The sequence below is a fragment of the Streptomyces sp. NPDC051020 genome (assembly GCF_040683105.1).
Lineage (GTDB): Bacteria > Actinomycetota > Actinomycetes > Streptomycetales > Streptomycetaceae > Streptomyces.
In genome coordinates, this window is the sequence record NZ_JBFBCG010000023.1 from 93,805 (window position 1) to 100,833 (window position 7,029).

At 70.3% G+C, this 7,029-nt stretch carries 8 protein-coding genes; 3 read left to right on the plus strand and 5 right to left on the minus strand.

Annotation, left to right across the window (positions count from 1 at the left end; all coding sequences use genetic code 11):
* Window positions 1-180: 180 nt before the first annotated feature.
* Both AB0N06_RS15335 and AB0N06_RS15340 read right to left on the minus strand, forming a co-directional pair.
* Window positions 181-1,242 (minus strand): NlpC/P60 family protein, encoded by a 1,062-nt coding sequence (locus tag AB0N06_RS15335; RefSeq protein WP_366135163.1) that lies wholly within the window; start codon window positions 1,240-1,242, stop codon window positions 181-183.
* 217 nt (window positions 1,243-1,459) lie between these two features.
* Window positions 1,460-2,245 (minus strand): class I SAM-dependent methyltransferase, encoded by a 786-nt coding sequence (locus AB0N06_RS15340; RefSeq protein WP_366135164.1) that lies wholly within the window; start codon window positions 2,243-2,245, stop codon window positions 1,460-1,462.
* Window positions 2,246-2,438: 193 nt separating this feature from the next.
* On the opposite strand from AB0N06_RS15340, the gene mshA reads away from it, so the two are divergent.
* From mshA to AB0N06_RS15355, 3 genes are all read left to right on the plus strand, one after another.
* The gene (mshA, locus tag AB0N06_RS15345) at window positions 2,439-3,791 is read left to right on the plus strand and encodes a D-inositol-3-phosphate glycosyltransferase (RefSeq protein WP_366135166.1); all 1,353 of its coding nucleotides are present in this window, start codon (window positions 2,439-2,441) and stop codon (window positions 3,789-3,791) included.
* A 79-nt stretch (window positions 3,792-3,870) separates the two neighbouring features.
* Window positions 3,871-4,380, plus strand: coding sequence for a YbjN domain-containing protein (locus tag AB0N06_RS15350; protein ID WP_366135167.1), 510 nt, complete (start codon window positions 3,871-3,873; stop codon window positions 4,378-4,380).
* A gap of 279 nt (window positions 4,381-4,659) precedes the next feature.
* Complete coding sequence (locus AB0N06_RS15355) at window positions 4,660-5,448, plus strand: hypothetical protein (RefSeq protein ID WP_366135168.1); 789 nt, start codon at window positions 4,660-4,662, stop codon at window positions 5,446-5,448.
* A gap of 10 nt (window positions 5,449-5,458) precedes the next feature.
* Here AB0N06_RS15355 and AB0N06_RS15360 read toward each other — a convergent pair whose 3' ends face one another.
* Genes AB0N06_RS15360 through AB0N06_RS15370 form a run of 3 tightly spaced genes read right to left on the minus strand, consistent with a single transcriptional unit; the run spans window position 5,459 to window position 6,798 of the window.
* Complete coding sequence (locus AB0N06_RS15360; protein WP_266983174.1) at window positions 5,459-5,701, minus strand: hypothetical protein; 243 nt, start codon at window positions 5,699-5,701, stop codon at window positions 5,459-5,461.
* Window positions 5,698-5,946, minus strand: a complete 249-nt coding sequence (locus tag AB0N06_RS15365) for a hypothetical protein (protein WP_366135169.1) — start codon at window positions 5,944-5,946, stop codon at window positions 5,698-5,700. Before AB0N06_RS15365 ends, AB0N06_RS15360 begins: the two co-directional genes overlap by 4 nt.
* Window positions 5,947-6,006: 60 nt before the next feature.
* On the minus strand, window positions 6,007-6,798 hold the full coding sequence (locus AB0N06_RS15370) for a hypothetical protein (RefSeq protein ID WP_366135170.1): 792 nt from the start codon (window positions 6,796-6,798) through the stop codon (window positions 6,007-6,009).
* Window positions 6,799-7,029: the final 231 nt, after the last annotated feature.

The following is a 7,029-nucleotide window of genomic DNA, read 5'->3' on the forward strand; positions in this document are numbered from 1 at the left end:
CGCGTCTTGTCACGGATCCGGCGCGATGTGCCCGCCCGGGACCGGGTGGGGAGTCATGACAAACATCACCCCGCGGTGGGGCCGGGGGGTGGCGTGGCTCACGGCGCGCGCGTGGTCCCGGTCACCGGGTGCGGCCGCGTGGTCCGGGTCACTGGACGCGGGTGGCTGGTGCGGGGGCCTTCACTTGTCCGGGCGGACGACCCCGAGGATCTCCATCGAGCCCGCGCCCGCCAGCGTGACATTCCGGCCCGGGCGCGGTGCGTGCACGATTGCGCCGTCGCCGATGTACATCCCCACATGGCTGGCGTCACCGTGGTAGATGATCAGGTCGCCGGGGCGCATGTCCTTGATCGCGATGTGCGGGAGCTGCCGCCACTGTTCCTGCGAGGTGCGCGGGATCGGCCGTCCCGCCGCCGCCCACGCCTGGGACGTCAGCCCGGAGCAGTCGTACGATCCCGGGCCTTCGGCCCCCCACTCGTATGGCTTGCCGATCTGCGACGTCGCGAAGGCCACGGCCTTCTTGCCGCGCTCGCTCGCCTCGCGGTTGATCTCCTTGAGGGCGCCGGAGCCGAGCCAGGCGGTCTGTGCCCGGTACTCCGCCTCCTGCTCCAGCTCGAGGAGACGGGCCCGCTCCTCCTTCTCCAGCTGTGATTCCAGCTTCTTCGCGGCGGCGATCTGCGCGTTGATCTGCTTCTTGGCCTTGGCCTGTTTGATCCGGTTGGCTTCGAGCTTCTTCCAGTTGGTGCTCGCGTCCTTGGTGTACATCTCCAAGTCCGCCTGAGTCCTGGTCATTTCACCGAGGACTCCCTTGGCTGCCTGCTGGCCCTGCCAGACCCGGTTGATGCCGTCCATGAACATCTGCGGGTCGTCGCTGAGCATCAGTTGCGCGCCCGGCGGCAGCCCGCCGGTCCGGTACTGCTCGCGGGCCTGGGCGCCCGCTTTGCTCTTGAGGTCGGCGATCTTCGCCTGTCCGTCGACGATCGCCTTCGCCAGTTCGACGATCTCGCCGGACTGCTTCTTGGCCTGCTCGTCGGCGAGGTTGTACGCATCGGTGGCCGCCCCGGCCTTGCGGTAGAGGGCGTCTATCTCCTTGCGCACCTCTTCGAGGCTCTTCTTCGGCGCTTTGGAAGAGGCGGTGGGGGAGGGCGGTGCGGGCGCCGCGAATGCCTGGGTCGGCGCGGTCAGTACGGTCAGCGTGCAGACCAGAGTGATCGCGGCAGCGGCACAGTGGCGTCGGTTCACGAGCTCCCCCTCCGAACGGATCTGATTTACCGTCAGTAACGTTTTTGCGACGTCGAGATCGTGCCATGCCGTACCTAAAAGCAACAGAGGCAGACAGCTCCTGTCCTGACGGGCACTCGGGTCACACGGGTCATGCCGATGCGCGGGATCGCTCCCCCTCGTCTGGGACGAACGACGCCCCGTCCCCGTTCCCGGGTGTCCCTCGAATCACTCTCGCTCAGAAACGGCCGGGTTCGGGCCGCAGAGCCGCCCATTTCACCGTGACTTCACCCTGCCGCCACCGCCGTACCCCGTCCGTCAGCGGCCAGTCGCCGGAAAGCGAACGCACCGCGGTGATCCAGCGCTGCCGCGCGCCCAGCGAGGCGTACGGCGCCGCGGCGGCCCACGCCCGGTCGAAGTCGCGCAGGAACGCGTGGACCGGTTCGCCCGGCACATTGCGGTGGATCAGCGCCTTGGGGAGTCGTTCCGCGAGATCGGAGGGGCGGTCCAGGGAGCCGAGGCGGGTCGCGAACGTGACCGTGCGCGGGCCCTCCGGGCCGAGCGCCACCCATACATGGCGGCGCCCGATCTCGTCACAGGTGCCTTCCACCAGCAGCCCGTCGGGCGCGAGCCGGGCGCAGAGCCGCTGCCAGACCGCGGCGACCTCACCCTCGTCGTACTGGCGCAGTACGTTCGCCGCCCGGATGAGGGCGGGGCGGCCGGCCAGCGGGATCTCGAAGCCGCCGTGGACGAAGGTGAGCCCCTCTTCCTCGTACGGTTTCGCCGCCGCGACCCGCTCCGGGTCGATCTCGATGCCGACGACCGCCGTGCGCGGTTCGGCGGTGCGCAGACGGTGCAGCAGCTCCACGGCGGTCCAGGGCGCGGCCCCGTACCCGAGGTCGACGGCGACGGGTGCGTCGGAGCGGCGCAGGGCCGGACCGTGCGTGGCGGCGATCCAGCGGTCCATGCGGCGGAGCCGGTTCGGGTTGGTGGTTCCGCGGGTCGCGGTGCCGATGGGGCGCATGTCAGCGAGCCTAACGATCCCTGGGACGGCGACCTGCAGGGCCGTCGCGTCCGGGTAGGCATCGTGACGCGCCGTGATCGAGCGTAATGATTTGGTAAAGCGGAAATGAAAGGGCGTATTCCGCTGTTCCAGCCTTTCGATGGGGCTCCGTGTCCCTTCGGTGTCGTGCCCTGAGCGAGGAGGACCGGACGACGTGAGCCAGTACGTCTCTCGGCTCGGCAGCAGCCGTATGGCGCCGCGCCTCAGGTTCCCCGCCACCTTTCCCGGCAGCCACCGCAAACCCCGCCGCGTCGCGATGCTCTCCGTCCACACGTCCCCGCTGCACCAGCCGGGCACGGGCGACGCGGGCGGCATGAACGTCTACATCGTGGAGCTGGCCAAGCGGCTCGCCGCGATCGGCATCGAGGTGGAGATCTTCACCCGGGCCACCACCGGTGCACTGCCCCCGGCGGTCGAGATGTCGCCCGGTGTCCTGGTCCGGCATGTCGACGCGGGACCGTACGAAGGTCTGGCCAAGGAGGACCTGCCCGCCCAGCTCTGCGCCTTCACGCACGGCGTGATGCAGGCCTGGGCCGGCCAGCGGCCCGGCTACTACGACCTGGTCCACTCCCACTACTGGCTCTCCGGCCATGTCGGCTGGCTCGCCGCGCAGCGCTGGGGCGTTCCCCTCGTCCACGCCATGCACACCATGGCCAAGGTGAAGAACGCCGCGCTCGCCGAGGGCGACACCCCCGAGCCGGCCGCCCGGGTCATCGGTGAGACACAGATCGTCAATGCCGCGAACCGGCTGATCGCGAACACCGCGGAGGAGGCGGACGAGCTCGTCCGCTTCTACGAGGCCGATCCGGCAGCGGTCGCCGTCGTGCACCCCGGGGTCAACCTCGACCGCTTCCGCCCCGCCGACGGGCGGGCCGCCGCCCGGGCCCGCCTCGGACTGCCCCAGGACGCCCTCATACCGCTCTTCGCGGGCCGCATCCAGCCGCTGAAGGCTCCCGATGTGCTGCTGCGCGCGGTGGCCGTGCTGCTGGACCGGAACCCCTCGCTCCGTTCCCGCATTGTCGTTCCGGTGGTCGGCGGCCCCAGCGGCAGCGGGCTCGCCAAGCCGGAGGGCCTGCAGAAGCTGGCGGCGCGGCTGGGGATCGCCGATGTCGTACGGTTCCACCCGCCGGTCGGCCAGGACCAGCTCGCCGACTGGTTCCGGGCGGCGTCCGTGCTGGTCATGCCCTCGTACAGCGAGTCCTTCGGCCTGGTCGCCATCGAGGCGCAGGCGGCGGGCACCCCCGTCGTCGCGGCGGCCGTGGGTGGGCTGCCGGTGGCGGTACGGGACGGGGCGAGCGGTTTCCTGATCCCCGGGCACGACCCGGAGGCGTACGCACAGGCGCTGGCCCGGTTCGGCGAGTCGCCGGAGCTCGTCGCCCGGATGGGTGGGGCGGCGGCCGCGCATGCGCAGGGCTTCGGCTGGGACACGGCCGCGTCCGCGACCGCGGACGTGTACACCGCGGCGATGCACGAACACCGCCGTCGCGTCCGCGGCCACCACGTCTGACGTACGCGCCCACCACGGCCGACGCGCACCCGCGCCGGGGCGACGGACGCCCGCACCACACCTCACGTACGCTCACCCCATGGCTGACGTATCCGCCGAAGCGGCAACAGCGCAGGTCATCGAGGCGACGCTGAAGGAAGCCGGGCTCGAGTGGGAGAGCCCCGACCGCGGTACCTACGTGGTGAAGCTTCCCGGTACCCGCAAGCTGTCCACCACCTGCTCGCTCATCGTCGGCAAGCACTCGCTCTCCCTCAACGCCTTCGTCATCCGCCACCCGGACGAGAACGACGCGGCGGTCCACCGCTGGCTGCTGGAGCGCAACCTCCGCCTCTTCGGTGTGAGTTACGCGATCGACCGGCTCGGCGACATCTACCTCGTCGGCCGGCTGCCGCTCTCCGTGGTCACGCCGGAGGAACTGGACCGGCTGCTCGGCACGGTCCTCGAAGCGGCCGACGGCTCCTTCAACACGTTGCTGGAGCTGGGCTTCGCGAGCGCGATCCGCAAGGAGTACGCGTGGCGGGTGTCGCGCGGTGAGTCCACGCGGAACCTGGATGCGTTCACGCATCTGACTCGGCAGCCCCCCAACTGACCTCCCTCGCCAACGTCCTGCACCGGTGCCGTACCCGACGGCTCCGCCGGCGCCGCCCCCCCGCACTCAACCGTGCCGTCGCCGCTGCCGGAGAGCGTGGTGGTGGCCCGCCCGCATCACCGCCGTGCACAGAGACCGGGGCGCCCCGGAGCGCCCGCTCCCGCTCGGCTCGGCAGGCGAGAGAGTCCCTTCACGGGATGATCACAACGCAATCACGATCACGTGCGGTGACCTCATTGGTTGATCGTCAAACCATGGCCCGCTCATAGGGTTTGGGACATGAGACCTGCTGCTCTACGCCGTACCGCCGTTGCCGCCGCCTGCGCGATGTCCCTGACCCTGCTTGCCACCGCTTGTGGCGGAGACTCCGACTCCGGCAGCAAGGGCGCCGACGGCAAGGGCAAGGAGAGCGCCGCGGCCCACCCTGCCGTCAAGGCGCTGACCGCCGCGGAGCTGGACAAGGTCGCGCTGGTCCAGGGTGACGTCAAGGGGCACAAGGTCGCCGATACGGGCAAGGCCGATGTCGTCTCGGCCTCCGACGCCACTGCGGACAAGGAGGCCTGTGAGCCTCTCGCCGACGCGCTGATGGGCGCCGAGCTCGGTACGCCCGCGGCGGTCAACCGGCGCAAGGTGATCAGCGAGCCCAAGAAGGGCCAGAAGGACAAGCTGGACAGCGCGGACGCGGGCGAGACCTTCACCGCCGCCTTCGACATCACGACGACGCTGACGTCCCTCGCCTCGTACGACGGCAAGGGCGCCCAGGACGCTGTCGAAAGCCTGCGCACCGCGGCGACCGCGTGCTCCGGCGGCTTCACCCTCGCCGCGGGCGGGACGAAGCAGAAGGTCGTCACGATCAAGGAGGAGAAGATCTCGGGCGGCGAGGAGGCCGCCGCCTGGACGCTGACGGTGGAACAGGACGGCGAGAAGGCCCCGCTCAAGCTGATCGTCGCACGCCAGGGCGCCACGGTCGCGTTGTTCAGCGCTCTCAACCTGGCCGCTTCCGGCACGGGCCAGGACTTCGAACTGCCGACCGCGGTGGTCGACGCACAGCTCGCAAAGCTCGCCTGAGCGGCGGAACTCAGGGAAGCGGTACCAGCCGCACCACGGTGACGGTGAGGACGGACCCGGAGACGTAATAGAGCACGATGGCCCCGGCGACCGTGGCCTCACGTCGGTCGTGCTCACTCTTGACGGCGGACGACCCGTGCCCGTACGGGTCGCTCCCCAGGGTGCGTGCCATCTCGTCCCGGAAGGTGTCGCCTTCCCGCATCTTGGCCAGGGTGTCGTCGGCGGGCGGAGCGTAGGAAATTCGGAAGCTCAAGCGACGCTCCGCCTCTCGGCCTCGTCCCGCGCCAGCCGGTCCAGGATCCGCTCGGCCTCGGGATCGGGCACGGCCTCCAGCATCCAGTGCCGCATCACGGCCTGGATCTCCTGCACTCCGGCCCCATTGATGGCGCGGTCGAACTCCTCGCGTCTCTCCTCGGGCAGCGTGGCCCGGATGTCCGGAATGCTGTTGGGCACGTCGACTTCGGTGCCGCCGACAAACGTCTTCAGTGGCTTGCCCATGACCGTTCTCCCGATCGCCCAACGCGCTGCGTCACACAGTACGGCGGTGGATACGGGCCGTCACCTCGCGCGCCGCCACCACTTCTTGGAAGCAGGTGCCGGGTCGTCAGAAACCGAGGCGGCCGACGGCTCGGGCAGTTCCCGTACGGCGGACCGGATCCGGTCGAACGTGGCGACCGGATGCCCCGAGCCGCCACTCGGCAGGACGACGCCGAGACAGACCAGCTTGAACCGCTGGTCGTCGAGGTGGATGCCGACGAAGACGGGCGCCCCGACACATCCCACGGGAACGGTGCAGTCGAAGCGGACCTGCCCGTCGTCCGCGTCCCGTACGACGTTCCCCACGACGACGGCCTGCGGCCGGTCGGTCCGGTCCGGCCCGACATCATGCCCCAGGACATACGCGGGAACCGGCTTGCCGCCGATACCGGCGACGTCCTCCGCCGTCGCCGCCAGCCCGTCGGTGATCTCGTCGGTCGCCCACTCCCACCGCTTGCGCCGGGCGTGCGCGTGCAGCGGGGCGGCGGGCATCACCGCGACGCCTGACTCACCGAGCGGGATCCACTCGTCCTCGAACGCGCGCATCGCGAGGGCGTTGGCGCTCATGGCCGACGTCGACAGCTCGGGCCGCAGCCGCACCTCGGCGAGGTCGTACCGGGTCAACGCGCGGGCTGTCACCAGATACTGCCGGACGGTCTCCGTGTCACCCTGCTTGTCGACGAGGTCGTTGAACCAGAACGCCGTCCCGAAGTCCGTTCCGCGATGGGCTTGCTGGTACGGCAGAGTGGAACGGGCGGCGTTGGTGGTGATGGCGTCGATGATCGAACGGTGATCAGCAGTCTGTGCGGACATGAGGCTGGACCCTAGCGGAGCGGATCGGAATCGGCGCCGGGACCTCTCCGCGCGGTCAGCGAGGGGCTGTTGGCGTCCGGTCGAGCGATGGCGATCGGGAGAGGCGGGCGCTCCCAAGCGGCTAGGGCGTGTTTCGAAAGTCCCGCCTGGCCCGCCCTACGGGCGGACGACGCTACTTTCGAAAAACCCCCCCCTACCGCGCCGGGGGCAACCCAGGCGGTGGGCGGGCGA

Bases quoted from the DNA above. Each gene is read 5' to 3' on its own strand.
- AB0N06_RS15340 (WP_366135164.1), bottom strand. From the start codon at position 2,245: ATGCGCCCCATCGGCACCGCGACCCGCGGAACCACCAACCCGAACCGG.
- AB0N06_RS15365 (WP_366135169.1), bottom strand. From the start codon at position 5,946: ATGGGCAAGCCACTGAAGACGTTTGTCGGCGGCACCGAAGTCGACGTG.
- AB0N06_RS15355 (WP_366135168.1), top strand. From the start codon at position 4,660: ATGAGACCTGCTGCTCTACGCCGTACCGCCGTTGCCGCCGCCTGCGCG.
- AB0N06_RS15350 (WP_366135167.1), top strand. From the start codon at position 3,871: ATGGCTGACGTATCCGCCGAAGCGGCAACAGCGCAGGTCATCGAGGCG.
- AB0N06_RS15370 (WP_366135170.1), bottom strand. From the start codon at position 6,798: ATGTCCGCACAGACTGCTGATCACCGTTCGATCATCGACGCCATCACC.